The following is a 26,758-nucleotide window of genomic DNA, read 5'->3' as shown; positions in this document are numbered from 1 at the left end:
TGTCTTCTACCTCCTCAACCGCTCTCCTTCAACTGGCTGTGATACAGCCCATGATAAAATCCCTTCACCTTCAGAAGCTCATCATGAGTGCCCTGTTCAATGATCTTGCCTCCATCCAGGACCAGGATTTGATCAGCCTGACGGATCGTGTTAAGGCGGTGGGCGACCACTACGCTCGTCCTGCCCTTCATCAACCGCTTAAGCGCATCCTGTATCTTCAGCTCCGTAATCGTGTCGATACTGCTCGTTGCTTCATCAAGTATCAGGATAGACGGATTGGAAAGGATGGCCCTCGCAATGGACAATAGCTGCTTCTGCCCCTGACTGATTCCACTTCCATCCGCCCGCAACATTGTATCGTAGCCCTCGGGCATCTTTTCAATGAAGGTATGGGCATTGGCAAGCTTTGCTGCATCCTTTACATCTTCATCGCTCGCATTGAGCCTTCCGTAACGAATATTGTCGGCAATCGTCCCCTGGAACAGGAAGCTGTCCTGGAGAACGAAGCCCATCTGCTGACGTAAGCTTTTTCGTTTAATGGTCTGAATGTTGAGGCCGTCGATCTCTATCCTTCCTTCATTCAGCTCATAAAAGCGGGACAGGAGATTGGTGATCGTTGTCTTACCCGCCCCTGTCGGTCCGACCAGGGCAACGGTTTCACCGGGGCGGATGGAAAAGGATACATCCTTTAATGTCGGTTCCCCTTTTTCATAAGAGAATGAAACGTGTTGAAACTCGACCTTCCCCTCAACGGATACGATTTCCACGGCATCTCCTTCATCCTTCGCTTCTTCTTCTTCATCTAAAATTTGAAATACGCGCTCGGCACCTGCAATTGCTGAGAGCAGCGTGTTATATTGATTCGCAAGCTCATTCAATGGCCGCGTGAATTGCCTTGCATACTCAGCGAATATGACAATGACACCGATCGTGATCATGCCGTTCAAGGCAAAGACCCCTCCCACTCCGGCAATGACGGCAAAACTGAGATTATTCAGCACGTTCATAAGTTTCGGAATGAATCCCGAATACGTATCTGCCCAATATGCAGCTGTCTTTAGACGCTGATTCTTTTCACCGAATTCTTTGATGGCCGTTTCTTCCCTGGAAAATGTTTTGATGATGCTGTGACCAGAAATCGTTTCTTCGATATAGCCGTTCAATTCACCGATATTATGCTGATATTGTTTAAATAAGCGGCCTGTCCGTTTCGTGATCCACTTCATGCCAAAGACCATGAGGGGGACAATGGTCAATGTGATGAGAGTAAGGAGCGGGCTGAGCCAAAGCATGATCGTGACGGTCCCGACTAATGTAAGCACACTGGAGATGATCTGAATGAACGAACTATTCAAGGTGGCGCTCACATTATCAATATCATTCGTCACCCTGCTCATCAGCTCGCCATGCTTCCGTTTATCAAAGAATGGGATGGAGAGTTGATGCAATTGATGGAAGAGGTCCTTCCGCAACCGGTAGACCGTATCCTGAGCGACGCCGATCATCCAATAATTTTGGAACCATACAGCCATAGAATGCAGGATGTACACTACAATCAGGCCTGTGATCAGTACCACCAGACCCGATGCCTCCTTCGTGACGATATAATCATCAATCGCCTTCCCTACAAGAAATGGTCCGAGAAGAGCCGCTGCTGAACTAATGAACACCATTAAAATGACTAGATACAAAATGATTTTCATTTTGGAAAGGTAGTTCCAAAGGCGGCGGAGTGTCCCTTTTGCATCCTTCGCCTTGTCGTTCTCCCCCAATTTCTTTCGTATATGCCTAGACATGACGGATTTCCCCCTCTCCGAATTGAGACTGGTAAATGCGTTGATAGAGAACGGAATCTGCTACCAGTGACTGATGAGTCCCTTCTCCGATCAATACTCCATCTTCCAACAGCAGAATACGGTCGGATTCCATCGCCGTACTGACCTTTTGAGTGATGATCATGGTCGTACACTCATATTTCTTCAATGCTTGAAGGAGTCTCGACTCCGTTTTTAAATCCAACGCACTCGTACTGTCATCCAATAAAAGGAGCTTTGGTTTTCGGATTAGGGCCCTGGCAATGGAAAGCCTTTGTTTCTGACCTCCGGAAAGGTTGACCCCTTTTTGCCCGAGGACCGTATCATATCCGTTGGAAAGCTTGAGGATGGTTTCATGGATTTGGGCATCTTTTGCCGCCTGGATCATTTCTTCCCTTGAGGCATCTTCCTTTCCCCATAAGAGATTTTCTAAAACCGATCCAGAAAAAAGGATGACTTCCTGAGGAACATATCCGATATTTTTTCTTATTTCATCTAATGGAATGGTCTGAATCTCCCGCCCATCCAATTGAACGGTTCCCGCCGTTGCATCATACAGCCTGGGGATGAGCTGAAACAGGGAACTTTTACCCGATCCCGTAGCCCCTAATATGGAAACGGTTTGTCCCGCTCCCACCTTAAAGGAAATATCCCGCAGCACCTTTCCCCTGGTGGATGGATATTGAAACGATACATTTTCAAACGATATTTCTCCTCTTACCACTTTGTTGCGAAAGTCCACTTCCTCTCCATCCTTCAAGTCGATCTCCGTTTCAAGTACTTCTTCAACCCTTTCAGCAGAAGCCCTTGCTCTTGAAAAGCTGGTAATGATAAAAGAAAATATGGAAAAAACAGATGAGATTCTCGTGACATACGTGACAATCGCTACTACTTCCCCAACCTTGGCACCGCCTGAGGCAACATCTATACTTCCGAACCATAGAACAGAAAGAAGGGCAAGGTTCATGACAAGCATCAAGAGAGGCATAATGATCTCCATGAATCGAAGGGCACGTACCGTTCGATCCTTTAAATCTTCATTCGCTCCATGAAAACGGCTCTCTTCATGTTTACTCCTCGTATATGCTTTGATCAACCTCATTCCGGAAAGGTTTTCCTTCATGACCTCATTTACTTTATCCAGCCTGGATTGAACTCTTTCAAACAGACTCCACCCGCGTTTCAATACCCAAAACAGGAACAGCCATAACACCGGGATCACAACGATTAGAATAAGCGCAAGCCGGGCATTGACGATCAGGGCCATGATGGTGGAACCCACTACCAATAATGGAGCCCTGAGCATGATCCTGAGGCTCATAAAGATCGTGTTCTGGAGCTGCCTGACATCATTGGTCATCCTTGTAATGAGAGAAGATGCGGGAAGTTTATTAAAACTCGCAAACGAAAACGACTGAACTTTTTTATACAGGCTTTCCCGCACATCATATCCGAATCCCTGACTCGTATGCGCGGCAAAAAATGAATTCGTCACACCTGAAATGAAGGCAATGAGAGACATCCCCACCATGATGAATCCCCATTTCAACACGATGTCCAAGTCTTTATTCAGAATTCCTTCGTCGATGATCCGCGCCATAAACAGCGGATTCAATAGTTCTACAGCAAGCTCTACCAGCATCAGACTCCAGGCAACGGCCATGGCGGCACGGTAAGGCTTTAAGAAACGTATGACCTTCAAACGAACACCCCTCTAAACAAATATCTGCCATTATGTATATGTATCATCATATCGTTTTTTTATACAGGGTGGTAGTTGGAAGTACTCGCCGTGCCTTTTCAGGAATGCCCCTTATGATATATTCAAAAAAGAGACCACGACATGTCGCGGTCTCTCCTTCATCTATATGTTCTTTTTTATAGAGCTCGTTTTTCATATCCTCCAAAAAACCTCTCAGGGAAGGTCCGTCCCTCTATCTCATTCGCCGGGCACTTGCGTTCAGGCGTGCGTTCCGGATGACCTGGTTGATGACTTCCGAGAAGATGAGCCCGATGGCAATGGCGCCGGAAATCATAAAGGCTTTGGCAGCCAGGTTGATGGCGGCATTGTAATCGTTTTGAACGAAGTTTCTCATGGCATCGTACGCCAGCCCCCCGGGTACGAGGGGGATGATCCCGGCTACAGAGAAGATGATGACCGGGGTTTTATACATTTTTGCAAACACTTGACTGACCACGGCCACAACAAAGGAAGCAAGTAACGTGGCAAGAACGGTGTCTGTTTCATGTAAACTCATGAGTATGTAAATGATCCACCCCAGCATTCCGACAATACCGCATTTGAAAAGGGACTGCTTTGGAGCATTGAAGATAATCCCGAATGCAGCGGCGGAAATGAAGCTGGTCACTAATTGTTCGATGATGAGCATTCCCTTGTCACCCCAATCTCACTTTACGTTAATGTAAACACGACGGCAATCCCCGTCCCGATGGCAAATGCCGTTAAAAAGGCTTCCGCTCCCTTTGACAGACCCGACACCAGATGACCCGCCATCAAGTCCCGGACCGCATTGGTGATCAGGAGACCGGGAACAAGAGGCATCACGGATCCAATGATGATCTTATCAAATTCCTGACCGGCACCGAGCTGGACAAATCCGTAGGACACCATGCCGATGATGAAGGAAGCAAGAAACTCTGCGAAGAACTTTATCGGAACGAGACGGTGTAAATAAATCAGGCTCGTAAACCCGACGCCTCCCGTGATCAGAGCAGGAATGAAGTCCTTCCACATCCCCTGGAACATGATGAGAAAACAACCACTTGCAATCGAAGCCGCGGCCACTTGAATCAGGAAGGAATAAGATAGATCGGACTGATCCAGCTTCTCAAGGGCATTGTATGCTTCTTCAAGGGTCAGATGCCCTTTACTGATCTGCCTTGAGATACTGTTCACGAGGGTGACTTTCTCAAGATCCGTAGACCTCTCATTAATTCGGATGAGCTTCGTTTTGGTCGGTTCCGATGTTTCAATCGAGAAGATGATCCCGGTTGGGGTCACATAGCTATGCGATTCCGATATCCCATAAGAAGCGGCGATGCGCATCATCGTGTCCTCGACGCGATACGTCTCCGCGCCGCTTTGCAGCATGATCTTCCCCGCCAGCAGGCTGACCTCCATAATGTCATATCTTCTTATCATTTTTGCTTCCATACGATCTCTCCACACGTACTATTTTTTGAATAGGTCTAGTTTATAGGAAAGCAGTGGTGTAAGCAATGATGAACGGGGTTATTTTAGGTGGATTTTACTCTCGCTCCCCTACTGGATAGAAAAAAACCGACCCTATTAAAGGACCGGTCGATATATGATTTTATGAGGCCTTCCGGCTGATTTCCTGTTGACGGGACTTCACTTTGATCAATCTTGGTGCCATATTTGCTATGAACACCAGCACTATGGAGCATAAAAATGCCGAGCCCAACATGGTGATCCCGTTCATGATGAAAGAGAAGAGCAGCGGGGACATATCATCCGGTGCATACTCGGCAAAAAACACGAAACCGGCGATGAAATGCCAGAAATAGCGGGCTAGGCTTCCTGCAAATGTCGCTATTGCGACCCACACGATTGCTTTGGATCGCAGTCCGCTTCCCAACGCAGCCTGTATCTTCCCGGCAAAAATCCCTGCAAAACCAATAAAGGCAAAGGCGATGAAGTACTCAATCACCATTTGGACCGGCGTCGCAATCCAGGCGTCTCCGAGGGCAATCTGCAGGATTCCCCACACAAAGCCCCCTATCAGCCCTGCTTTCCAGCCTCTTCGATAGGATAATAGAAAGATTGGAACCATGGCTATTGAAATCGAGATACTCGGTGACAGCTTAATAGAAGGCAGCATATCAAGAATGACGGCGAAGGCTGCCATCAATGACGCTTCTAGCAATACAATAAGTCGAGTATGTTTCATAAAAAATCCCCCTTAGGTAATGAAACGAAACCATAAGGAGGGTGAATGAATGAATGAATGAATTGAAATAAGCATAAATAGACTTATTTTCCACATCCCTACGCTAGTCCTAACTAACAGGTTCAGAGGGTCAGAACAGATTGTTCACTCTCAGCTTTCGCTCCCCTTGTGGTAACGTTTATAAAGTTGTTAAGGTTTATTATACATGAAGAATACTATTTTAAAAGCATGATAGGGACTTTTTCTTAAGGTGTCTCACTCAGAGGATCATGAAGGATGATGACGGGCATTGATTTAGGGGTGACCATGAATCCATATACTTTTCCATCTTTGTCCTTATACGCTACAGAATAATCTCCGAACTGGGGTGAGAATTCGACGTTTTGGTATTCAAGATCAAGGTCCTGATATTTCAGGTTCACATACAGGTTGGTGGCGATTCTTGCCGTTAAATGTTGCACAGTGGAAATCCGGTTGGCTACTATTATGAGGATGATTGCGAAACAGAGTAACATGACTTTCTTTGTCCTGGACAGTCTGATCATTCATCAAGCCCCCTTTCATTTCTCATAACTACTATACTCTTATACTCTCTATTATATACCTATTCACTAAACCATGACAAAAGAGCTACTCTAATAGGATATGTCAAAATACCCATTTTTAGCAGCTCTTTCTAAGTTTCAAGAATTATTTAGAATTAAAATCCAACCTACCATTTACATTTACCTGAACTCTGGTATTCAATCTCCTAAACAACTGTTTAACCTGCTCAGGCCAGTTTCTTCAACGTTGGTCCCTACTAATCAAACGTTTGTTTAGTTGTCTAACATCTCCGTTAGACGGGAGATTCGGCTTCGGAGTTCGTCGATTGGTACGAAGCGGGCTTTTCTGAACATTTCTTTACCGTCTACAAATACGATGATGACGGGAACGGTGAAGATGGAAAATTCACCGGCTATCTCCGGGATTTCTTCTGCATCGGCATGGATGGATCTCACAGATTTGAAATCCTTCAACATCTCTTCCACCTGAGGCAGGAGCGCGTGACACACAGAGCAATCGGGCCTTGATATGTATAGCAATATCAGCTTTTCATTTTCCAACTTCTCATGAATGGCTTCTAATGAATGCACTTCTTCCATTTTACGATCTCCCTCTGGATTATTGTATTGATTCAGCAACTGTTCATCCTGTCCTGTCTTGATAGACATACACCTTTCCGTTTGAGGGTCTCCTGAACGAAGGCCCGGTAAATCCCCGCTTTCGTAATTCTTTTCTCATAAATATCATGATTCCACCATGGCCTACGATGAGGACATCTTTCCCTTCCTTTACGACCCTATCGATAACCATACGGATCCTCTCTTCGATTTCACGCTTACTTTCAGGCTGGGAGCGATGGTTGAACCACCAGGCCATCCTGATAAACGTCAAATGAAGAAAGAGAGGAAGCTTCCTATCCGACCGGAATATGGGAGATAATCTGATTTCCCTTAGTTCCTTTAAAAATGTGATATCTCCTTCATAAACCGTTTCAGCTGTTATCTGTGCCCTTGATAAGTCACTGGAATAGCAGCCTTTCCAGTTAATATCTTTTAGGTCAACTTCATTTCCTTCTACGTCAGAGGCATCATACTCTTCCACCCACTTCATCAGCTCATCACTTGTTACATACGAAGCCGGGTAACCCCTTGTTACTTTAAAATGCCTTATGAGGCCGATCCTCATACACATCCCCTCCTCCTTCCATTATATACTGGTTTTTGGAAGAGAAAAGGCATGCGCTTTCGACGCATGCCTTTTTTTCAATCATCCCAGGGAAACGTCCAGAATCATCATTACGACGAAACCGAGCATAAGTCCCAATGTAGCCAAGTCCGTACTGCCAGAAGATTGTGATTCAGGAATCAGTTCTTCGACGACGACAAATATCATTGCTCCTGCTGCGAAAGCAAGGGCATAAGGCAGAAGCGGCTGCACCATCAGTACGGCAGCGGCACCGATCACAGCGGCTATCGGCTCTACGATAGCTGATAGCTGACCGTAATGGAAGGATTTCAAACGGGACATCCCCTCTCCCCTTAGCGGGATGGAAAGAGCGGCCCCTTCAGGCATATTCTGGATCCCGATTCCGATGGCAAGGCCAATGGCCCCCACCAACGTTGCATCCCCAAGGCCAAGTGACGCAGCACCAAAGGCAACACCGATGGCGAGGCCTTCAGGGATGTTATGGAGGGTAATCGCCAGGAACAACAAGGTCGATTTTTTGAATTTGGTTGGGGGTCCTTCGGCTTTCTCCGACTCATTCCCCAAGTGTAAATGCGGTACGACAAAGTCTAAAAGCCTAATAAATATGCCGCCAAGCAAAAAACCAATCGCAGGGGCAAGCCAGGGAATCTGACCGTTTTGCTCACTGAACTCTATTGAAGGAGCAAGCAGCGACCAGAACGATGCTGCAATCATGACTCCTGCAGCAAATCCGAGCATCATGTTCAGTGTATGCTTTTCAATTTTCGTAAAGAAAAAAACTGTGGCTGCTCCAAGGGCCGTCAGCCCCCATGTCACCAGACCGCCGAATAGTGCCTGCATCGTTGGATTAAATCCACTTAACCAGTCTATGAACATACGAACCACTCTCCTCCGATCAAACATTTTGAATACTACTATCTTGCATCAAGGAAACTTTCTTTGTCAAAGGAAACGTCATACTACCTATTGACCAGAGCCCATCATTTTTCTATATATATGTCATTCGCTTTAAATGGTGTTTGTATTGTTTATACTTTCCATCCTTACCTGTGGGATATACAAAAAAGACGCTAGACAAAAGTGTTTAGTTAAAAGAAAAATCCGAACGATTCGTTCGGATTCATCATTTCTCTGTTTACGTAAATACTGATGCTTTTGGAGGTAGCGAGTAGTGGTTGATTTCCGCCCGAGGAAAGCGAAGTCTTGCACGGAAATCAACAGCGGTGTAACAAGTGATCCTAACTAATTTTTTTGATTGTTCGTCTTTAGAGGATTTAGTTATGTCCCAGCATCACTTCTTATTCATCCCTAATGGCTGTTTTCCATAAAATCAGGTTTAGGACGAGTAAAATGATAAGATAGCCCGGAATACCGAACGGAACCTGAAGGGCAAGGTAATGCAGACCAAAGAACACACCTACAATGAGGTAGAACGGCAATACTTTCCAGCTGTCACTTTGCTGAACACCTTCAAAGCTCTCGGAAAAAGGGAGCGTTCCTCTCATTAATCCCAGACAGATCACGGTAAAGATACAGGCGCTGATAAAAACAATGACGATCTCAGGAATCACCCGGAAGCCAAACAGGATGATAAAAACAATGCTTATGATGGCATATAGCGGAAGGAACAGTTTCATAAGAAATGCCTTCAATGTCCCTTTGTAGATGGACGCACGGCTCGAGACTGGCGCTACTTTGTACACCCAGGATCCCTTGTATTTCCCTGAATAACTGAGCATCATCACGACGGTCGGTATGACGATGAAGCTTGAATAGATCGATAGGTACATGCTTGAAGTCAGGAGATCTTCCCTTGTACCATCCATCAATCCATTGAAGATGAAAATGAACGGCATGATGATGGCAAACCCAAGGGCGGGATACACCTTCAACTTAAATTCCCTTTCATTTTTCATCATATAATGAGCGAACCGGTAAAATGCCCGCTCTTCGTTCGACTTGGACAATACCTTCATAAGACCATCCCCGAACCGGAAACGGGCTTTCTTCTTCTTACCACCATGGGAAGATAATTTCTGAAGATTCTTCTCAAAGGTAGGCAATGCTTTCACGTACACGATAAGAGCAAGGAATGGAATCAGTACCGCGGTACATGAAAGAATCAGGATGATTGTCTGGTGATTACCGTTCAGGAACCATTCAAACGGAGCTCCGAACCAGATGGGAGGCAAAAAGATGTTCCACCAATCCGGTGTAAAAGAAACCGTCAAATCCACAAATTCAAAGGATCGCGCCACAATCTGGTATCCCACTGCAAGTCCGATGGATAATCCGATCTGCACATAGTTGATGATGTCCTTCAGCTTCTCCCCATCAAAATATTGGAGGATAAAATAATAGAGCATGGCCGTAAATACAACGATGAAGATGTTCATCAGGATGATCCCTGCCAGGAAAATAAAAAAGAAGGCAAGGCCTTGGTTAATCAACCCTACGACCAAAGGAATGGCGGTCAGGGAACCCGTCAGGAAAAACAGATAAATAAATACGTGAAGCGTTTTAGCCAGGCTGATGGTTTTCCTTTCAACAGGCTTGGTAAAGAGAATCGTATGATCCCGGATATCCAGAATGACGACGGAGAAATCAGAAATCATCGACGTCATTACGATAAAAATGAGCACAGTAAAGGTGATGCCCATCTGAAAGATATATTGATTTCCCATTACAATAAAAGGAATGACGAATAATCCAAACAGCGCATACACCCAGAGGGATTTAATGAAACGATTTTCATCCTTCCCTTTCTTCCTTCCTTGCTGTTGGAATATCGTTGGCACACGTCTTTGATCCATCGTCAGCTTGACTTGAAGTATCCTTCTCAACAACCGGTAGTCGAATCCAAGCCTCGTAAACAACCCTTTAAACCAATCCAGAAACAAAAGTGTACGAAATTCCTTCATTCCTACACCTCTTGCACAACAGAAACAATTTCCGCTGCCGTTTCTTTATGCTCATTGAATCCGGTTAATTGGTTGAAGATTTCCTCCAGGGATCCTTCCATATTCTGATTCTTCAATTCTTCAAAACTGCCATCCGCCACGATTTGTCCGTTATGTAAAAGGACGATGCGGTTACTGATTTTTTCAACAACATCCATGATGTGAGACGAATAGAATATCGTCTTTCCCTGTGAAGCAAGTTGTGCGAGCAATTCTTTAAAAATCATCACCGAATTGGCATCCAGTCCATTGATGGGCTCATCCAAAAATAAAACATCGGGATTATGCAATAAACTCGAGATGATCAGGATCTTCTGCTTCATCCCTTTTGAATAAGATGCGATCCTTGATTCATACACTTCTGAAAGTCCAAACAATCCGATGAGCCTCTCCGCTTTCTCCCCCGCCTTCTTTGGTTCCATTCCGTATAGTTCCCCCATGAATGTGAGGTACTCTTCCGCCGTCAGGTTATCATACAGATCCGCCATCTCAGGCACATAGCCTATCCGTTTCTTATATTCTAAGGAACTATCAGATATATCTTCACCAAAGAGCGTCACTTGTCCCGAATACCCTTCTTCAAGACCCAGGATGATCTTGACCGTCGTACTTTTACCGGCACCATTCGGACCGATATAGCCGATGATCTGCCCTTTATACACATCCAGCTGTACCCCTTTCAACACTTCCTTACTGCCAAACTTCTTCTGTAAATCCCTGATCGATAAAATCGGTTCACGTCCGTCCATAACAATCCCCTTTTTTCTTTAGATATGCCTATATGCTAACATAAATTCCATTTTATGGTCAGATACATACGGAATATCAGTAAACTTGGTCCTTTAAAAAATATTTCATTTCCCCCCTTCCCAAACTGGCAGAACTTGTTATATACTTTAACTGTATTAAGACACGTAGTACACTACATACAGTCGGGAGGGTGGATATGTTTGAGCTTGATTTAAGAAGTCGTAAGCCCATCTATGAACAATTAGTCGAAAAGCTAAAAGAGTTGATTATCAATGAAGTGCTGAAGCCGGACGAACAATTGCCTTCCGTTCGTGCCCTGGCACAGCAGCTGACCATAAATCCAAACACAATCCAAAAAGCCTACAGGGAACTGGAATCTCAAAGGTTCATTTATTCTGTGAAAGGACGGGGTAGCTTTGTTAATCCTTCAAGTCACATTCAAAACGCGGAGAAAATCATGAAAGTAAAAGAAGAGTTGTCTAAACTTTTATCCGAGGCCCTTTATTTAGGAATTACCACGGAAGACTTAAAGCAGATGATTTCAGAAATCGAGGCAACGGTTGGGGGTAATCAAACTGATGATAGAGATTAAATCCATTAACAAAGCCTTTGAAGGCACAGAAATCGTACATGATATCTCTTTCTCTGTTCAAAAAGGTTCGATCTATGGCCTGCTCGGATCCAATGGTGCAGGAAAGACCACTTTGTTAAAGACCATTGCAGGCGTGTTGAAGCCTGATAGCGGAGAGGTGTCAGTAAATGCCCAGCCTGTCTATGAAAATATCCCGACGAAAGAGACGTTGTTTTTCATCCCTGATCAACCATTTTTCTTTGCTCATTACTCATTGACGCAAATGGCCCGTTTTTATCAGAACACTTATAGCCGTTGGGATGAGGATCGCTTTCAATCATTGAGCCAATCCTTCGGGATCGACCCTCATAAGAACCTTCATAAATTTTCTAAAGGTGTTCAGAGGCAGGCGGCTTTCATCCTGGCACTGGCCACTCAACCCGATGTGCTGATTCTGGATGAACCGATGGATGGCCTTGATCCCGTCGTCAGGAAAAAAGCCAAAAGCGTACTGATTTCAGAAGTTGCCAATCGGGACATGACCATCATCATCTCTTCTCACAATCTCCGGGAAGTAGAGGATATTTGTGATCATATCGGGATTCTGCATCAAGGGAGATTTCTGCTGGAGAAGGAACTCGATGATTTAAAGTCCGGCATTCACAAAGTACAGCTGGCATTCAAGGGGGACATTCCCGGGCAGCTCTTCAATGATCTCGAAATCCTGCATAAAGAAATGAGGGGAAGTGTGTCCCTCTGTATCGTTCGCGGTGATGAGCAACGGGTGAGGAGCTTGATTCAGTCCTACCACCCGGTCATTTTTGACTTATTGCCCCTGACACTTGAAGAAATTTTCGTTTATGAAATGGAGGACGTCGGATATGCCATCCAAAACATCATGGATCAATAAAGAAATCATCGTTCAAAGCCTGCGGAATGTTGGATGGGTCGGCATCGTCTACTTTATCGGCCTTCTCTTTTCTTTACCTGTCGACATCATCGGCCAATTATCCAATGATAATCAAACCTACCCGATTGCGATTTATGAAAATCTATTTAAAATGCAATATCCGATCCAAATGGGATTGTTACTGATCATTCCGGTCATTCTATCCCTGTTCCTATTTCGTTATCTGCACGTGAAACAAGCCGGGGACTTCATGCACAGTATCCCCATCACCCGCAGTAAATTGTTTTTCCATTTTACCGGGACGGGGTTTGGGATTCTCATTATTCCGGTTCTACTGAATACCGTGATATTACTTTCCCTTTATTCATTCACGGATCTTCAGCAATATATAGGGATTCTTGATATTTTCACCTGGTGCGGCATTACGATACTCATGAGCCTGCTCTTGTTCACAGCTTCTACCTTCGTTGCCATGATCACCGGGCTGACCGCTGTTCAAGGTGCACTGACTTACATCCTGCTCCTATTGCCTGCAGGAATGTTTATGCTCGTATGCTACAGTTTGAAGAATCTTCTATTCGGATTTCCCGAGGACTATTTCTTCAATGTTCAAATCGAGAAATACTCCCCGCTCATCAAAACGGTATATCTCGAGAACGATCTTCTGTCCGGCACAGATGTCATGTTATTCATCATGATCACACTCGTATTCTATGGTTTCTCATTCGTGTTATACAAAATGAGAAAAGTGGAGGCTGCCTCCCAGGCGATTGTGTACCCGTTTTTGAGACCGTTATTTAAATATGGCATCTCATTCTGCTTCATGCTGTTCGGCGGAATGTACTTCAATGGAATATATCAGTCCCAAGGCTGGACCATATTCGGATATTTCTTTGGTTCCCTCATTGGTTACTATATCGGTGAGATGGTCTTACAGAAGCATTGGCGAGTATTCCGTCAATGGAAGGGGTATACAGGATTTGCAATCGTCATTGTCCTACTCGGGTTCATCATTCAATTCGACCTGTTTCACTATGAACAGAAAGTGCCCGAATTGGCAGATATAGAAAAGGTTCATGTCAGTCAGAGCTATTACTCCCTGACGGACAATCCTGATAATCTGATACAAGATCCTTTTCTGACAGACCCGGAAGCGGTTGAAGCCGTCCTGAATCTTCATGAAGCGATTGTAGATCATCAGAGTCATATGAATAGAGCAACTGAGAAAAACGAGCAAATCTTTCTCTATTACAAGATGAAAGATGGTAGCAAAATCGTACGGAATTACCTGATCGATATTGAAAATGTGAAATCTCAGTATGCCTCTCTTTATGAAAGTAAGAATTATAAAGAGAAAACCGAACAACTCTATGGTGTGGACTCAGATAAAGTCGACAAACTCACCATTTATAACGAGATGGGGAATAAACCTGCCATCACCGTAGCAGACCCCGCAGATATCAAGGAAGCCATCGATATCCTAAAAGAAGAAACGTACGATGATTCCTTTGAGAACCGTGACAAAATCAATCTTTATAATGTTGAATTTCTAATGTCCAAGGAAACTTGGGCAAACACCGGCGTTAAAAAGAATGATAAGAAGTTTATTGCATGGCTCGAGGATAAAGGATACTTAAAAGATCTTAAAATGACGGCATCTGATATCGAATGGATGTATGTGACGCAGCCGGTTGATTACAACGATCCTTTCTCTCAACCGGTGGAAGAGAGGGCCCTCCAGTTAAAGAAAGAAAACAAGGGAATCGAAGTGAAAGATGCTGAACAGATCGAATCCATTATGGATGACCTCGTATACGATCCTATGAATAGTGCGTATACCGTTATCATCAAGTATAAGAACCACGGATCCATCCAAACTTTCGGGTTATAGAAGGAAGATGCCCCTTCCTTTATCAAAGGAGAACTGAACGATTGATTATAGAAAGTCGAGGTGACCATATGGACACACTAAATACATCCTCATCTCCCCTGAACTTCGAGGAGATGTATGAACAATTTCATCGGTTGATCTATCACATCACTTATAACGTAACGAAGGACGTTCACTTATCACAGGATGCCGTCCAGGAAACGTTCCTGAAAGCTTATATCAAAATGGATACTCTTAAAGACCCGGCAAAAATCAAATCATGGCTCACTGCGATTGCAAAATGTACAGCCATCGACCTCATCCGCCAACGGTCTAAGCGCAATGAAATCTGCATAGAAGAACAGGAAGAATGGTATCCCATAGAGGATCACCACTCACTCGAAGATGAAATCGATGCCCGCTTTCTCAGGAGCAGCATTCAAGAGCATATTACGCATCTTCCGCTCACTCAGCAGGAAGTCATGACACTGAAAGTCACGGAAGACATGAGTGACAGTGAAATCGCCATAAAGCTGAACCTGTCCCCTTCAACAGTAAAAACCCGCTCTCACCGTGCCAGGAAGCAATTATACTCGATTGTTCAAACGAAAATATCTGCTTAAGAAAAGGAGCCTGCGTGAGGGCTCCTTTTCTTATACAAAAATTAAGCCAGGGATCAAAAGATGTATTTTATCTATTAGTTTAGTAGCATTTTCAATCTTATTCATTGACAGTCCTTCCAATAGGTTACAAAATAGAAGAATAAGCCATTTTAAAGGGAGAGTTTATGGATACTCATTCGCCTCATTTATATGAATACTTAGCCGATCACGCCTTAGAATTTACAGAAGACTGGATCCAATTCCAGAACATTAAAACGGGATCACATTATTCACTTGATTCTCCTCCTGAAGTACTCAACAAAATCAAAGAACAAAATTCCAATTACGTGAAGATCATTGCAAAGTGTTTGTTGCTTTCCAATGAAGAGTCCAAGGAATTGATTTATAACTGGACAAAAGAAACAGCCACGGACCGCAGTAAATCCAGTACGACCCTTGATGAAGTGGTACGCAATTCCGGTGTGTTCAGAAGGTTATATTGGACGTATGTCGAGAAGTTCGTGGAAGAAACGGAATTCCACATACAGCTAAAGGAAGTATTCGAGTGGGAACGAAAGATTAACTTCGCCTTGGATTACGTCTTGGAAACGTTCACTTCGACATTCCTTGAAATTTTAATGAACAGGCTGCATGCTCAGTCCACATTGATTCAGGAATTAAGCACACCTGTCATTTCATTAACCTCGGAAGTAGGTCTGCTTCCGATCATAGGGGATATTGATACAACCCGTGCACGAATGATTATGGAATCAACCCTTCAGCAGAGTGCCGATGCCCACCTGTCCATGCTGATCGTCGACTTGTCTGGTGTCGTGTTGATGGACACCATGGTTGCCCAGCAAATCTTCCGCCTTATCGATGCCTTGAATCTATTGGGAGTGAGATCCGTCATCACGGGTATCCGACCTGAAGTCGCCCAGACAGCGATCCACCTCGGACTCGATTTCTCCACCATCCATACAGAAAACTCCCTGGAACGCATCATTGCCGATGTCATTCAGGAAAATAGCAGCTTTTTGCATATGTAAGTTTTGACCAAAAGAAAAGACTGACCCAATCCAGGGTGTGTGCCACGGATTGAATCAGTCTTTTTCTTTTATGAAAAATGATGTGAAGCCTTGTAACTGGCCTTTACCATGTACTCATGCTGAAGAAGTTTCACTTCAAACAGGGTGATCGGATCGAAATATCGTTCCGGATTTGCTTTCATTTTCTTCAAGGATTCCTGGTCGGATGCGATCTCCGCTTCCGTATCCTTGATCGTTACCTCCAATTGCCTGAACGGCTCCGTAAAGAAGGAATGAACATCCTGCTGCAGGGATTTCTCAAACAAATCAAACTGAAGGAAGAACTTCTGGACAACGGATTCCGTAATATCCTGATAGTCTTCGTTCTCCAGATAACGCTTGTACTGGTTATATAATAAGGACTTATTCTGCGGCAGTACCCCAAGTAGTTTTCCTGCGCTTTTCAGGAGGAACTGAGCCGGTTTAAACCGCAAAAGGATATTCTCTTTGTCGATCTGCGCCCTCGTCCCCATTCTGCTGACGTCCCTGCGCCAATCATCAACCACTTGGAAATCGCACTTTAGAACGACTTTATCTTTCCCGAAGAGTCCGTTAAACGTTTCACTCATTTCATTCAAGTAATCCTGGCTGTCCTGTAGCTCCTGTTTTGAAAAGGCAAGCCATTCCTCAAGGGACGTGACGTAACGAGGCATGAGATCGCCCTGGATGTACTCTTGGATCCTTTTGTTCATCGCATCATTTAATTCCGTGTGGATTTGTTTGAAATCACTTTCTTCGCTGATCAATTCCGAGCAACCGCTGAGTATGGCAGGGATTTTCTCAGAGATTTCCTTCTTCATGGCTTCCTTCTTTTGATGGAAGGAATCCTTGATGATGGAAACCTTATCGCTTTGCATGTCTCCCAAGTAGTTCTCAAATCCATTCAGGCGTGTGAGGATGTCCTCATTTTTCTCAATACTCTCTTTCAACCCGTTTTCATGATTCTTTCGTTTGGAGTATAGATCCCTTAACGTTTTTCTCACTAAATAAAATAGTTTGCTCCCACGCTCTCCCTTAAGGGCACCGCTCTTCATCTGATAATGATCCCCGAGGAACGTTTCCACATCTTTACGCTGAAGATGAACGGCTTCGAGGGACGAGTAAGGCAGCACCTCTGCATCCGGGAACCATTCACGGGCTTTGTTCCGTGCAGATTCAATGATTTCTTCCGTTCTCTCTGTGTGGGATACTTTATCCATCTTATTTAATAGGAAATGTACGTTCACAGGCTGTCCGATTTCCGCTAATTTCCGTAAGGTCTGACGGTCTTCTGCATTGAACGGGGCATCGGCATTCAGGACATATAATAACCCGTCGGCTGCAGGATAAAAGGCAGTCAGATCATCAAGCTTCCTCTTACCCGTTTGAACATCGATGAGGGCCGTTCCATTTTTCTTAAGGAACTCTGATGGAAGCTTGTATTCCACAAAGGCTTCCCGCTGCATCAACTCTTCGAAGTCTGCGATGCTTTCCACCTGATGAACCCCCTGATCGTGAATCTCCTTCACTTCCACCTGCTGATCATGGTAGCTGTAGATGATCGTTGAATCTTCAGCTTCTCCCACACTTTCACCCAGGACGGATTGAACGAAGGAAGACTTTCCGCTTGATGCACTTCCTGCAATCAAAAGATGATGTTCACTCAGGTCCATCAACTGTTCTGCGATCCACTGAGTTTTGTAACCTACAGGGGCGCCATTCCGTTCGGCCCACTGGATGATTTTATTCAAGAAGAGGATGATATCATCAAATCTGGCCTGATTGGAATTCTCCTCTAACAGAATCATTTCCGCTTCTTCCGTCACCATTGGTTCGATGCTGTAGGAAAAGACGTCATTCCAGGCCAAAACGGCCGCTGCCGGAATTAGTGGCTGCTGTCCCCTGCTCACCTTCAACCAATTCGTCAGCATACTCGGCATGAAGCCTTCGAGATCTTTCACAAGGTAGTCACCTTCAAGGAACCCGATATATGCTTCTTTAAAGTGAGAAAGGATTTCCTGCCATGATTCGTTCGGAAGGATCTCCACGTATTCAAAGATCGTATTAACCGTCAGCATCCATTCGATATGGGCAGCCGAGTGACTTCTGTAACTCGTCCAGAGTGAAGATGCGAGATCCTTGAATTGTTTACGGTCTTTTTCGTACACGGTGATCAACAGATCATAGTAATAATCGGGAGCAAATGACCTTGTGTAACCTTCATCAGCATACTCTCTCAGGATGATGAACCATGAAGGTTCCCTCGTTCGGATCGATTCCTTCACCGCCAGTTCGACGGCTTTATTCCAGTCCCCCTGCTCCTCATAAAAAGCCCTTGCAAGTTCAGTGACATTTGGATAATCCGGTTCAATCGACAAAGCTTTCTCGATAGTGTGATAGGCCGATTGGACCTTGTTCCGCTCGATGTAAAGGGAGAATAGCTGCAGGGACACCTCCATGGTCAATATCGTACTTTCGGTTTGGATGGCAGTGTATACATCCTCGGCTGATGACAGCATCCCAAGCTCGTAGTAAGAGTCCGCAATGTTCTTCTTAGCCCATGGTTCCAGTTCGTTCAGGATACTTTCCCATTTGAAGATGGCCGCTTCATAGTCCCTGCTATGAAAATAAACCTCCCCTTGGGCATAGCGGATGTAGGTTAAATCATATGGTTCATTTTGCTGTTCTTCGACAAATGCTCCTCCAAGTACTTCTATAGGATGACGGTTCGTGTCCTGATCTACTAAAAAAGTTCGATAAAATGACTTCTCCATCAGTAATTTTTCTTCTGTCATAATGTCCTCCGTTATATGTGGGCCTTCCTTCGCCGGAAACCTCACAGACTTGTCTATTTCTCTCATTCTAACAGAATTTCATTGGGATAAAATTTCATTTCCTTTTCAATTTCCGATTGATACTTTCTGCCGTGATTCAATTGAATCACTTCCATTACAGAAGAAAGGACTATCCGCTACGAAAGGCTTTGATGCACTTTCAAAACAGATAGTCCTTTATACTTACCACTATTATTCCCCCATCAAACTATGCGGAAGTCTGATGGACAAGCTTTTTTTGTTTTCTGCCTTCAAAGATCGCCACTACAAGGGCAATGAGTAAGAACAGGCTGGAAATTTGGAATAGTACACCCGTCTCGACATACTGAGCCAGCACCCCGAATACTAAGCCGCTCAAGCCGATACCAAGGTCGATGGAAGAGAAGAACATACCGTTCGCCACTCCACGTCTATGATCCGGCGTCATGGATAATGTCCAGGATTGAAGAGTCGGAATCAGGGAGCCGAATCCAACTCCGAAAAGAAGACCGGATACGATGATCAGCAAGTCAGAATGAGCGAAAGACAGTGCCCACATGCCGATAAACGTCACGACGATACAGAATAGCACAAGTCCCTTTGGTCCCCGTTCATCAAACCACTTTCCTGCAATCGGTCTTGAAAGGGACGCCATGATCGCATTACATAAGTAGAACAGGAAGATATGCTGTATTCCGCGTTCTTCCCCGAAAATGACGATGAATGTAACAATCGATCCATATCCAAAGGTCACCATGATCGTAATGAAAGCCGGGAACCAGCTGGATTTCTCTACTAATGAACCAAGATAGGAAAACTTCAAGTCTTCTTTCTTCGTTTCTTTAACCACTTCAGGCGTCTGGTAATGAACGATTCCCAATAGGAAGATCGCGATGACACCCAGTACACTTGAGGTGATGATCAGATTCGTGAAGGTCGTCACCTGGAATAAATAGATTCCGAGACTCGGAGCGATGATCATCCCGATCGTAATCGACAAGCCGTAATACCCCATTCCTTCTCCTAAACGGGATTTAGGTACCACATCTACGGCTGCCGTCCCATTAACCGTTGTGGACCATCCCCATGCGAGTCCATGTACAAATCGGAATAATAGAAAGATGAAGACTACACTCGACAATGGATAAATCACCGTTATTGCGAGTAACGAGATCACTCCTATCAAGACAAGGGGCTTCCTGTCCCTGTATTCCAACATAAACCCAATAAACGGCCGGCTTAACACAGCCCCGATTGAAAACAGCGTCGTCACCAATCCAATCTCAAGCCCAGAAGCCCCAATCGACTTAATATAAGGAGGAAGCGTCGGAATCAACATCTGAAACGACATAAACACAAACAAATTCCCCACCATCAACATAATAAAAGACCTCGTCCATAAAGGATCCTTCACCTTCATAAAAAAACCTCCCTTCCCATCTATCAAACCCCACCAGCAGATGGGGATATTATTTCGGATTACTAAATAATAGCACATAAAACACAATTGTGATACGAATTAAAACAACCGAAATGTGTAAGTTTTTAACAGAATGCAAATAGTATCAATGAAACTACATTCACTATTATGGAGAAAATAATTCTTTACTGTTTTTTTGGCTTATTCCGGGGATAGTGGGACAACCGACAGGAGAAAATTCATTTTATCCTGTCGGTTGTCCCACTATCCCCGGCCTTTCAGCATAAGCTGAAAGGCGAGTGAAACGAACGTTTCACTCGAATAAGCCAAAAAAGCATGAACACTCACTTAGGTTCAAAGTCATAATCCATTCAAATATTCAGCTAATTCCCATACTTTTATTGAAAACACAAAGAATTATACTATAATAACAACATGGCCAAACTTTCTGAATTATCTTATTTGCGCGGCCGCTCATACATATTTACTTTTTATTTTCTATAAACATACAATCGTGAATGGAGGTCATTCCTTGAATTATACGTTACGCCCATTAGGCGACCACGCCGTCGTCATCCAATTAGGCAGCTCGATTCAGCAAGAAACGCACGACCTGGTGAAAGCGGTAACAAACCAAATCGAAACCCACTCATTCGACTGGCTGGTAGAATTCATCCCGGCCTTTACAACCGTCACACTCTATTACGATCCAATCAAAATCATCGAAACTCACAAACCCTTTCAAAACACTCTTCCATACACGGTCGTCTGTTCTGAAATCGAACACATGCTTTCTCCCCTGAAAACCGAAGAAAAAGGAGAAGGAAGAATCATCGACATCCCTGTATGCTACGGAGGAGAATTGGGACCAGACTTGGAAGATGTAGCAAACCATCATCAACTATCCACTGAAGAAGTCATCACGAAACACATGAACGGTGACTATCTCGTATACATGATCGGCTTCGCACCCGGATTCCCTTATATCGGCGGGATGTCTCCGGAAATCGCGACGCCGAGAAGAGACTCCCCACGATTGAAAATACCTGCAGGCTCAGTGGGGATAGCCGGGGAACAAACAGGGGTATACCCCATCGAAACACCAGGTGGATGGCAGCTGATCGGCCGTACACCATTAAAACTGTTCCAACCTGATAACGCCGAGTCACCAAGCTTACTGAAAGCCGGGGACCGAATCCGCTTCACATCGATTTCAATCGAAGAATATAAAGCATTGGAGGAGGAATAATGATTAATATAATCAAACCGGGCCTCCTGACGACCATTCAGGACTTAGGAAGGTACGGTTATCAAAAATATGGCGTCATCGTGAGCGGGACCATGGACCCCCTCGCCCACAAAATCGCGAACCTGCTCGTCGGCAACGATGTGGACGAGGCAACCCTTGAAATCACCCTGATGGGACCTGTCCTTGAATTCAAGGAAACATCCCTTATCTCGATTTGCGGGGGAGATCTTTCTCCGACCATTGATGGGAAGCACGTTCCTTTAAGAAGATCCCTGTTGATCAAGGCAGGAAGCATCCTGAAGTTCGGGGCATGCACGAATGGCTGCCGCAGTTACCTGGCGATTGCAGGGGGCTTTAACGTGGGAAAAGTCATGAACAGCAGGTCCACATATGTGAGGGCGGGAATCGGAGGATTCGAAGGTCGTCCCCTTCAGGCGGGTGACATCCTTGAAGCAGGAAAGCTCAACAAAGAATCTGCCAATATGATCGACTATTTACTTCCCTATGTGGAGAAGAGTGACTTCACGGAAATTGATTGGTCGATTTCATCTGAATTCATTTCGTCCTATCATCAGAAGAAAGCCATCCGGGTGATCCCTGGAACAGAGTATGAATTATTTTCCGAAGAGAGCCGGGAGCAGTTTTTCAACCGGTCATTTAAAGTATCTTCCCAGTCAGACCGGATGGGATACCGCCTAGAAGGTCCGTCCCTCCACCTGGATGAGGAGTTCGATATGATATCAGAAGCGGTGGCGTTCGGAACGATTCAGGTTCCGTCGAATGGTCAGCCGATCATTCTGTTGGCTGACCGGCAAACGACGGGGGGCTATCCGAGAATGGGATACATTGCATCCGTGGATCTTCCCCTCATTGCTCAAACGAAGCCCGGAGAAGATATTACATTCACCAATATATCCCATGAAAAGGCTCAGGAGCTATACATAGATCGAGAACGTCAATTGAACCATTTAAAGCAAGGAATCGCCTTGAAATTTAACTCTTAATCCAAACGACGACAAAGGAGAGAACCCCTTGAAGAAAAAATCGAATTTCAGCTTATTACTGGGAGCAGCGTTCCTGATGGCGACCTCCGCCATCGGACCGGGCTTCCTGACTCAAACAACCGTCTTTACTGAAAAGCTTGCCGCAAGCTTTGGTTTCGTCATTTTAATTTCCATTCTTATTGATATTGGTGCTCAGCTTAATATTTGGCGCATCATCGCCATTTCTGAAAAAAGGGCTCAGGATATCGCAAATGATGTCCTTCCAGGATTAGGGTATTTCCTTGCCATCCTCATCGTAGCAGGTGGCCTTGCCTTTAACATCGGAAATATTGCCGGTGCGGGACTCGGTACGAATGTCCTGTTTGGCATTTCCCCTGAAATGGGTGCCTTATTCAGCGGAATTGTCGCTATCGGGATCTTCCTGGTAAAGGAAGCGGGCAGATTAATGGACAAATTTGCTCAAATCCTGGGATTATTAATGATCATCCTTACGGTATATGTCATGTTTACAGCGAATCCTCCTGTGGGTGAAGCCGTAACGAAAACATTCGCTCCCGACACCATTGATTTTCTCGCCATCATCACCCTGGTAGGCGGAACCGTCGGTGGATACATCACCTTTGCCGGGGGACATCGATTATTAGAGGCGGGGATAACAGGGAAAAAAGCACTTCCTGAAATCACGAAAAGCTCCGTATCAGCCATCGGGATCGCGTCCATCATGCGGATCTTTTTATTCCTTGCCGCGTTGGGGATCGTGGCTCAAGGGTTTACTTTAGACCCTAAGAATCCACCTGCGTCTGTATTCCAGCTGGCTGCCGGTGATATCGGGTACAAAATGTTCGGAATCGTCATGTGGTCTGCCGCTGTTTCCTCCGTTGTCGGTGCAGCCTATACGTCGGTATCCTTCATCCGTACGTTCAGCCCGCTCCTCGAGAAATATCATAAGTGGCTGATCGTCGGTTTCATTACGATTTCTACCCTTGTTTTCGTGATTGTCGGGAAACCTGTGGCCATCTTGATCCTGGTCGGGTCCCTCAATGGATTGATCCTGCCGATCGCCCTCGGTGTCATGCTGATTGCGGCACATAAAGCGAAAATCGTCGGTGACTACAAGCACCCGATCTGGATGACTGCATTCGGTGTGCTGATCGTCGTGGCAATGTCCTATATGGGAATATACTCATTGATCCAAGGTATCCCTCAATTATTTAGTTAAACAAAAATGGAAAGACCTCAGGTCCCTTTCAGTGGACTTGAGGTCTTTTTGGGTCGGCTGATTATCTTGTACCAGGTACAATCCCCTTGAATTGTACCTGGTACATCATTTTTCATGACATAGAAAAAAGAGACCGCTCCGGCCTCTTATTTTTGAATAATATTCTTCACCCGTCCGACCTGTCCATCTGCTAATCGGACTTTGATGCCGTGCGGATGATTCGGGGAATTCGTTAAAATGTCTTTCACAATTCCCCGAGTCAGTTTGTCTGTTCGCTGGTCTTTTTTCAGGACGATGTCCACTTCAAGACCCGGTTTAATATTGGAACGCTGTTGTCCGTTCATTGTATTCTCCATTTCTTAAGAAAATTTTTGGATTCGTCCAGGACTAGTCTTCATCCTTCACATCGATATCTTCAGGAATCGGTTCACTTAAATATTCAGCAAGCTGCCGCTTCATTTTTTCCATCTGCTCCAAATGCTGATTGAATTGATCCCTGAATAGTAAATATTGCTCTCCGTCATGGACTGCCCGTATCTTCTTTTTCTGCACGAGGCTTTCAATATACGATTCAGGCAGGGACAGATACTCGGCTGTTTCTTTGATGGTGAGATACATTGGCCATCATCCCTCACTTTTTATTCAACTAACTCGATCTTCGCAACGGCTTCACAGTGCATCGTCTGTGGAAACATATCGACCGGCTGCACCTCCGTTGTTTTATACCCGCCGTCTTCCAATATCCTAAGGTCACGGGCAAGGGTTGCCGGGTTACAGGATACATAGACTACCCGCTTCGGCTTCATGGCAAGGATTGTGTTCAGAAGTGCTTCATCACAGCCCTTTCGTGGAGGATCCACGACAAGGACATCCGCTTTGATGCCTTCTTTATACCAATCGGGGATGACCACTTCCGCAGGTCCCGCTTTGAATTCCACATTCGTCATACCATTCAACTCAGCATTTCGCTTCGCGTCTTCAATCGCCTGTGGTACGATTTCCACCCCGTATACCTTCTTGGCCTTTTGAGCAAGGAATAATGAGATCGTCCCGATTCCGCAATACGCATCGATGACCGTTTCTTCTCCTTGCAAATCGGCATACTCCAACGCTTTATCATAAAGTACCTTCGTCTGCTCTGGGTTTACCTGATAGAAGGATCTTGCTGATATCGCGAACTTCACGTCACCGATATAATCGTGGATTACTTCTTCTCCCCATAAAATGCGGGTCGTATCGCCCATGATCACGTTTGTTTTTTTAGGGTTCACGTTATGAACGATTGATTTCAACCCTTCAATATTTTGGATAAGCGCTTCGACTATTGCCTTCTTGTGTGGAAGCTCAGGCGTCCGTGTGACCAATACCACCATCACCTCACCCGTCGTATACGCCGTCCGGGTCATAATATGGCGGAGAGTCCCTTTATGATTTTTCTCATCATAGGGACGGACCTCCAATTTTTCACATATATCCTTCACATGCTGGATCACTTCATCATTTTTTTCGTATTGAATGATGCATTTGTCCATATCGATGATTTCATGACTGCGCTTTTGATAGAATCCTGCTACAAACCGTCCGTCCTTCTCCCCTACGGGAACCTGGGCTTTATTTCGGTAGCGCCACGGTTCTTCCATTCCGAGGACCGGATGCACGCTTACGTCATGAAGCTTTCCGATACGTTGCATGACGTCCCTTACGTTCTTCTCTTTAGCTTCCAGCTGGCCTTCATACGTCATATGCTGGATCTGGCAGCCTCCGCATTCCCTGTAGATTGGGCATGGAGGTTCCTGACGAAAGGGGCTTTCTTTCGTACGTTCCGACAGTCGGCCGAACCCGTAGCCTTTACTTGTTTTCACGACTTTGACCCTGCCTTCTTCCCCTGGCAGGGCATTGGGAACGAATAATGGATATCCGTCGACCTTGGTGACCCCATTTCCGTCATGGGTCAAATCTTCAAATACGGCTTCATCTATATAATCATTTTTCTGAACAGGTGCTTTTTTACTCACGTATATCTTCCTTTGCGAATTCCTTTTTAAGACTCTACTGATTGTACCATAAATGGATAAGGAGAATGAAATGGATGGAGGTCCGTCCCTCTCCAGGAAAAAAAGCATCGACTGGCCGATGCTTTTTACGTTCAGGATGAGGTTGGTTCTTCCCTGTCCGCGGACTGAATGGACTCGATGGCCTGTTTCAGATAAAACTTGAAGGTTTCCCCTTTTTCGACACCGGTCCCTTCGAGGGATTCCATGATGCAGTTGAAATTATCAATGAGATGATCAGATTTCATGCCCCTGCTCACAAGCACGCTGTTCAACCAGAGGGCATAATCTGAAAACACCTTCGCTTCGCCTACGTCGGCAGCAGACTCCAGATAGTTGAAATGATGAATGTTATCTTCATAGCATTTCTTCCGTCCGGCATCTCCGTACTTTTCATCCAATTCCGGGTAACGATCGTACAATTTCACAACGGCTTCATCTATCACACTTTTAAACTTATTTTCCATCAGTAGGCCACCACTTTGTACCTGTCAATGGATGGGATGATGGATGCCAGTTCCTGATCCGGGTATTTCTTTTCCAAATCATGAATCCGCTTATAGTCTTCACTCTGTACCCATTTCATGAAGTCTTCTTTTGTATCCCACTCCATATGGACCGTGATTTCTCCAGGCTTTTTCTCATTTTGCAACAGGAGAAACCGTTGAAATCCTTTTGCTTCGTCTACCAGACCTGAACGGGAATGATAAATTGATATGACTTCCTCTGCCTTCTCATCAGGCACTGCAAATGTTGAATGTACGATATACATTT

The 26,758-nt window shown here is 44.9% G+C and carries 26 protein-coding genes and 1 riboswitch; of the genes, 8 read left to right on the top strand and 18 right to left on the bottom strand.

Annotated elements, in window-relative coordinates:
* Positions 1-14: 14 nt before the first annotated feature.
* The 11 genes from NQ095_RS10705 to NQ095_RS10655 form a co-directional block, all read right to left on the bottom strand.
* The gene (locus NQ095_RS10705) at positions 15-1,796 is read right to left on the bottom strand and encodes an ABC transporter ATP-binding protein (RefSeq protein WP_258263460.1); all 1,782 of its coding nucleotides are present in this window, start codon (positions 1,794-1,796) and stop codon (positions 15-17) included.
* A complete protein-coding gene (locus NQ095_RS10700) occupies positions 1,789-3,477 on the bottom strand; it encodes an ABC transporter ATP-binding protein (RefSeq protein WP_258263601.1) in 1,689 nt (562 codons plus the stop codon). Before NQ095_RS10700 ends, NQ095_RS10705 begins: the two co-directional genes overlap by 8 nt.
* Before the next feature lie 271 nt (positions 3,478-3,748).
* Positions 3,749-4,204, bottom strand: coding sequence for a threonine/serine exporter family protein (locus tag NQ095_RS10695; protein ID WP_258263459.1), 456 nt, complete (start codon positions 4,202-4,204; stop codon positions 3,749-3,751).
* 23 nt (positions 4,205-4,227) lie between these two features.
* Positions 4,228-4,989, bottom strand: a complete 762-nt coding sequence (locus NQ095_RS10690; RefSeq protein ID WP_258263457.1) for a threonine/serine exporter family protein — start codon at positions 4,987-4,989, stop codon at positions 4,228-4,230.
* A 160-nt stretch (positions 4,990-5,149) separates the two neighbouring features.
* Positions 5,150-5,746 (bottom strand): energy-coupled thiamine transporter ThiT, encoded by a 597-nt coding sequence (gene thiT / locus NQ095_RS10685; protein ID WP_258263456.1) that lies wholly within the window; start codon positions 5,744-5,746, stop codon positions 5,150-5,152.
* Between the two features lie 78 nt (positions 5,747-5,824).
* A riboswitch (TPP riboswitch) is annotated at positions 5,825-5,923 on the bottom strand.
* Positions 5,924-5,991: 68 nt separating this feature from the next.
* Positions 5,992-6,291 carry a hypothetical protein gene (locus tag NQ095_RS10680; RefSeq protein WP_258263455.1) on the bottom strand — a complete coding sequence of 100 codons (300 nt, stop codon included), beginning with the start codon at positions 6,289-6,291 and terminating at the stop codon, positions 5,992-5,994.
* Positions 6,292-6,564: 273 nt separating this feature from the next.
* Positions 6,565-6,960, bottom strand: coding sequence for a thioredoxin family protein (locus tag NQ095_RS10675; RefSeq protein ID WP_258263454.1), 396 nt, complete (start codon positions 6,958-6,960; stop codon positions 6,565-6,567).
* Entirely contained in the window at positions 6,935-7,477 is a 543-nt protein-coding gene (locus NQ095_RS10670; protein WP_258263453.1) for a histidine phosphatase family protein, read from the bottom strand. The genes NQ095_RS10675 and NQ095_RS10670 overlap by 26 nt, the downstream gene beginning before the upstream one ends.
* A gap of 81 nt (positions 7,478-7,558) precedes the next feature.
* Positions 7,559-8,374, bottom strand: coding sequence for a ZIP family metal transporter (locus NQ095_RS10665; protein ID WP_258263452.1), 816 nt, complete (start codon positions 8,372-8,374; stop codon positions 7,559-7,561).
* Between the two features lie 422 nt (positions 8,375-8,796).
* The gene (locus tag NQ095_RS10660) at positions 8,797-10,419 is read right to left on the bottom strand and encodes a hypothetical protein (protein ID WP_258263451.1); all 1,623 of its coding nucleotides are present in this window, start codon (positions 10,417-10,419) and stop codon (positions 8,797-8,799) included.
* Between the two features lie 2 nt (positions 10,420-10,421).
* Positions 10,422-11,207 (bottom strand): ABC transporter ATP-binding protein, encoded by a 786-nt coding sequence (locus tag NQ095_RS10655; protein WP_258263450.1) that lies wholly within the window; start codon positions 11,205-11,207, stop codon positions 10,422-10,424.
* Positions 11,208-11,404: 197 nt separating this feature from the next.
* Between NQ095_RS10655 and NQ095_RS10650 the strand changes: the two genes are divergently transcribed.
* The 5 genes from NQ095_RS10650 (at position 11,405) to NQ095_RS10630 (ending at position 16,210) form a co-directional block, all read left to right on the top strand.
* Entirely contained in the window at positions 11,405-11,800 is a 396-nt protein-coding gene (locus tag NQ095_RS10650; protein WP_258263449.1) for a GntR family transcriptional regulator, read from the top strand.
* The gene (locus NQ095_RS10645) at positions 11,787-12,689 is read left to right on the top strand and encodes an ABC transporter ATP-binding protein (RefSeq protein ID WP_258263448.1); all 903 of its coding nucleotides are present in this window, start codon (positions 11,787-11,789) and stop codon (positions 12,687-12,689) included. The genes NQ095_RS10650 and NQ095_RS10645 overlap by 14 nt, the downstream gene beginning before the upstream one ends.
* Positions 12,661-14,580, top strand: coding sequence for a DUF6449 domain-containing protein (locus NQ095_RS10640; RefSeq protein WP_258263447.1), 1,920 nt, complete (start codon positions 12,661-12,663; stop codon positions 14,578-14,580). The genes NQ095_RS10645 and NQ095_RS10640 overlap by 29 nt, the downstream gene beginning before the upstream one ends.
* 68 nt (positions 14,581-14,648) lie before the next feature.
* Positions 14,649-15,182 carry an RNA polymerase sigma factor gene (locus NQ095_RS10635; RefSeq protein ID WP_258263446.1) on the top strand — a complete coding sequence of 178 codons (534 nt, stop codon included), beginning with the start codon at positions 14,649-14,651 and terminating at the stop codon, positions 15,180-15,182.
* A 164-nt stretch (positions 15,183-15,346) separates the two neighbouring features.
* A complete protein-coding gene (locus NQ095_RS10630) occupies positions 15,347-16,210 on the top strand; it encodes an STAS domain-containing protein (RefSeq protein WP_258263445.1) in 864 nt (287 codons plus the stop codon).
* Positions 16,211-16,278: 68 nt separating this feature from the next.
* On the opposite strand, the gene NQ095_RS10625 is transcribed toward NQ095_RS10630, so the two are convergent.
* Together NQ095_RS10625 and NQ095_RS10620 are read right to left on the bottom strand one after the other, a co-directional pair.
* On the bottom strand, positions 16,279-19,023 hold the full coding sequence (locus tag NQ095_RS10625) for a GTP-binding protein (protein WP_258263444.1): 2,745 nt from the start codon (positions 19,021-19,023) through the stop codon (positions 16,279-16,281).
* 247 nt (positions 19,024-19,270) lie between these two features.
* Positions 19,271-20,461, bottom strand: a complete 1,191-nt coding sequence (locus tag NQ095_RS10620) for an MFS transporter (protein WP_258263443.1) — start codon at positions 20,459-20,461, stop codon at positions 19,271-19,273.
* Between the two features lie 532 nt (positions 20,462-20,993).
* Between NQ095_RS10620 and pxpB the strand changes: the two genes are divergently transcribed.
* From pxpB to NQ095_RS10605, 3 genes are all read left to right on the top strand, one after another.
* Positions 20,994-21,710 (top strand): 5-oxoprolinase subunit PxpB, encoded by a 717-nt coding sequence (gene pxpB / locus NQ095_RS10615; RefSeq protein WP_258263442.1) that lies wholly within the window; start codon positions 20,994-20,996, stop codon positions 21,708-21,710.
* Positions 21,710-22,714: a 5-oxoprolinase subunit C family protein gene (locus NQ095_RS10610; RefSeq protein ID WP_258263441.1), complete on the top strand. Its 1,005-nt coding sequence runs from the start codon at positions 21,710-21,712 to the stop codon at positions 22,712-22,714. The genes pxpB and NQ095_RS10610 overlap by 1 nt, the downstream gene beginning before the upstream one ends.
* Positions 22,715-22,790: 76 nt before the next feature.
* Entirely contained in the window at positions 22,791-23,933 is a 1,143-nt protein-coding gene (locus tag NQ095_RS10605; RefSeq protein ID WP_375162834.1) for an NRAMP family divalent metal transporter, read from the top strand.
* A gap of 146 nt (positions 23,934-24,079) precedes the next feature.
* Here the strand turns inward: NQ095_RS10605 and NQ095_RS10600 are convergent, their stop codons facing one another.
* The 5 genes from NQ095_RS10600 to NQ095_RS10580 form a co-directional block, all read right to left on the bottom strand.
* Positions 24,080-24,277, bottom strand: a complete 198-nt coding sequence (locus NQ095_RS10600) for a YwbE family protein (protein WP_060671570.1) — start codon at positions 24,275-24,277, stop codon at positions 24,080-24,082.
* A 43-nt stretch (positions 24,278-24,320) separates the two neighbouring features.
* Positions 24,321-24,551, bottom strand: coding sequence for an excisionase family DNA-binding protein (locus NQ095_RS10595; protein ID WP_258263439.1), 231 nt, complete (start codon positions 24,549-24,551; stop codon positions 24,321-24,323).
* A gap of 20 nt (positions 24,552-24,571) precedes the next feature.
* Positions 24,572-25,948 carry a 23S rRNA (uracil(1939)-C(5))-methyltransferase RlmD gene (gene rlmD / locus NQ095_RS10590; protein WP_258263438.1) on the bottom strand — a complete coding sequence of 459 codons (1,377 nt, stop codon included), beginning with the start codon at positions 25,946-25,948 and terminating at the stop codon, positions 24,572-24,574.
* A 131-nt stretch (positions 25,949-26,079) separates the two neighbouring features.
* A complete protein-coding gene (locus NQ095_RS10585; protein ID WP_258263437.1) occupies positions 26,080-26,451 on the bottom strand; it encodes a hypothetical protein in 372 nt (123 codons plus the stop codon).
* Positions 26,451-26,756 carry an antibiotic biosynthesis monooxygenase family protein gene (locus tag NQ095_RS10580; RefSeq protein WP_258263436.1) on the bottom strand — a complete coding sequence of 102 codons (306 nt, stop codon included), beginning with the start codon at positions 26,754-26,756 and terminating at the stop codon, positions 26,451-26,453. The genes NQ095_RS10585 and NQ095_RS10580 overlap by 1 nt, the downstream gene beginning before the upstream one ends.
* Positions 26,757-26,758 lie beyond the last annotated feature (2 nt).

This window comes from Rossellomorea sp. SC111, assembly GCF_024733565.1.
GTDB lineage: Bacteria > Bacillota > Bacilli > Bacillales > Bacillaceae_B > Rossellomorea.
This window is presented reverse-complemented; position numbering and strand designations above follow the sequence as displayed.

Excerpts from the sequence above, each read along its gene's own strand:
- NQ095_RS10705 (WP_258263460.1), bottom strand. The coding sequence starts at position 1,796 with ATGTCTAGGCATATACGAAAGAAATTGGGGGAGAACGACAAGGCGAAG.
- NQ095_RS10700 (WP_258263601.1), bottom strand. The coding sequence starts at position 3,477 with ATGGCCGTTGCCTGGAGTCTGATGCTGGTAGAGCTTGCTGTAGAACTA.
- NQ095_RS10695 (WP_258263459.1), bottom strand. The coding sequence starts at position 4,204 with ATGCTCATCATCGAACAATTAGTGACCAGCTTCATTTCCGCCGCTGCA.
- NQ095_RS10690 (WP_258263457.1), bottom strand. The coding sequence starts at position 4,989 with ATGGAAGCAAAAATGATAAGAAGATATGACATTATGGAGGTCAGCCTG.
- thiT (WP_258263456.1), bottom strand. The coding sequence starts at position 5,746 with ATGAAACATACTCGACTTATTGTATTGCTAGAAGCGTCATTGATGGCA.
- NQ095_RS10680 (WP_258263455.1), bottom strand. The coding sequence starts at position 6,291 with ATGATCAGACTGTCCAGGACAAAGAAAGTCATGTTACTCTGTTTCGCA.
- NQ095_RS10675 (WP_258263454.1), bottom strand. The coding sequence starts at position 6,960 with ATGTCTATCAAGACAGGACAGGATGAACAGTTGCTGAATCAATACAAT.
- NQ095_RS10670 (WP_258263453.1), bottom strand. The coding sequence starts at position 7,477 with ATGAGGATCGGCCTCATAAGGCATTTTAAAGTAACAAGGGGTTACCCG.
- NQ095_RS10665 (WP_258263452.1), bottom strand. The coding sequence starts at position 8,374 with ATGTTCATAGACTGGTTAAGTGGATTTAATCCAACGATGCAGGCACTA.
- NQ095_RS10660 (WP_258263451.1), bottom strand. The coding sequence starts at position 10,419 with ATGAAGGAATTTCGTACACTTTTGTTTCTGGATTGGTTTAAAGGGTTG.
- NQ095_RS10655 (WP_258263450.1), bottom strand. The coding sequence starts at position 11,207 with ATGGACGGACGTGAACCGATTTTATCGATCAGGGATTTACAGAAGAAG.
- NQ095_RS10650 (WP_258263449.1), top strand. The coding sequence starts at position 11,405 with ATGTTTGAGCTTGATTTAAGAAGTCGTAAGCCCATCTATGAACAATTA.
- NQ095_RS10645 (WP_258263448.1), top strand. The coding sequence starts at position 11,787 with ATGATAGAGATTAAATCCATTAACAAAGCCTTTGAAGGCACAGAAATC.
- NQ095_RS10640 (WP_258263447.1), top strand. The coding sequence starts at position 12,661 with ATGCCATCCAAAACATCATGGATCAATAAAGAAATCATCGTTCAAAGC.
- NQ095_RS10635 (WP_258263446.1), top strand. The coding sequence starts at position 14,649 with ATGGACACACTAAATACATCCTCATCTCCCCTGAACTTCGAGGAGATG.
- NQ095_RS10630 (WP_258263445.1), top strand. The coding sequence starts at position 15,347 with ATGGATACTCATTCGCCTCATTTATATGAATACTTAGCCGATCACGCC.
- NQ095_RS10625 (WP_258263444.1), bottom strand. The coding sequence starts at position 19,023 with ATGACAGAAGAAAAATTACTGATGGAGAAGTCATTTTATCGAACTTTT.
- NQ095_RS10620 (WP_258263443.1), bottom strand. The coding sequence starts at position 20,461 with ATGAAGGTGAAGGATCCTTTATGGACGAGGTCTTTTATTATGTTGATG.
- NQ095_RS10610 (WP_258263441.1), top strand. The coding sequence starts at position 21,710 with ATGATTAATATAATCAAACCGGGCCTCCTGACGACCATTCAGGACTTA.
- NQ095_RS10605 (WP_375162834.1), top strand. The coding sequence starts at position 22,791 with ATGGCGACCTCCGCCATCGGACCGGGCTTCCTGACTCAAACAACCGTC.
- NQ095_RS10600 (WP_060671570.1), bottom strand. The coding sequence starts at position 24,277 with ATGAACGGACAACAGCGTTCCAATATTAAACCGGGTCTTGAAGTGGAC.
- NQ095_RS10595 (WP_258263439.1), bottom strand. The coding sequence starts at position 24,551 with ATGTATCTCACCATCAAAGAAACAGCCGAGTATCTGTCCCTGCCTGAA.
- NQ095_RS10585 (WP_258263437.1), bottom strand. The coding sequence starts at position 26,451 with ATGGAAAATAAGTTTAAAAGTGTGATAGATGAAGCCGTTGTGAAATTG.
- NQ095_RS10580 (WP_258263436.1), bottom strand. The coding sequence starts at position 26,756 with ATGTATATCGTACATTCAACATTTGCAGTGCCTGATGAGAAGGCAGAG.